General features: G+C 65.3%; 1 protein-coding gene. It reads left to right on the forward strand.

All coding sequences use genetic code 11. The features are described 5' to 3' along the window. Window positions 1–755, forward strand: a 755-nt coding sequence (locus tag DIE11_RS36005; RefSeq protein WP_148093075.1) for a 3-hydroxybutyrate dehydrogenase, incomplete at both ends; no start/stop codon positions are given.

Consider the following 755-nt stretch of genomic DNA (forward strand, 5'->3'; position numbering starts at 1 on the left):
GGCAAGACCGCAGTCGTCACGGGCGCCGCAAGCGGCATCGGCAAGGAAATCGCACTGGAGCTCGCGAAGGCGGGCGCGGCCGTCGCGATCGCCGACCTGAACCAGGACGGCGCAAACGCGGTCGCCGACGAGATCAACAAGGCAGGCGGCAAGGCGATCGGCGTCGCGATGGACGTGACCAGCGAGGAAGCGGTCAACAGCGGTATCGACAAGGTGGCCGAAACGTTCGGCTCGGTCGACATCCTCGTGTCGAACGCGGGCATCCAGATCGTCAACCCGATCGAAAACTATTCGTTCGCCGACTGGAAGAAGATGCAGGCGATCCACGTCGACGGCGCGTTCCTGACGACCAAGGCCGCGCTCAAGCACATGTACAAGGACGATCGCGGCGGCGTGGTGATCTACATGGGCTCGGTGCACTCGCACGAAGCGTCGCCGCTGAAGTCGGCGTACGTGACTGCCAAGCACGGGCTGCTCGGTCTCGCGCGCGTGCTGGCGAAGGAAGGCGCGAAGCACAACGTGCGCTCGCACGTCGTGTGTCCGGGCTTCGTGCGCACACCGCTGGTCGACAAGCAGATTCCGGAGCAGGCGAAGGAGCTCGGGATCAGCGAAGAGGAAGTGGTGAAGAAGGTGATGCTCGGCAACACGGTCGACGGCGTGTTCACGACGGTGCAGGACGTCGCGCAGACGGTGCTGTTCCTGTCGGCGTTCCCGAGCGCCGCGCTCACGGGCCAGTCGTTCGTCGTCAGCCACGG

Origin of the sequence: Burkholderia sp. Bp9012 (assembly GCF_003853825.1) — a bacterium.
In the GTDB taxonomy this organism is placed as follows: domain Bacteria; phylum Pseudomonadota; class Gammaproteobacteria; order Burkholderiales; family Burkholderiaceae; genus Burkholderia; species Burkholderia diffusa.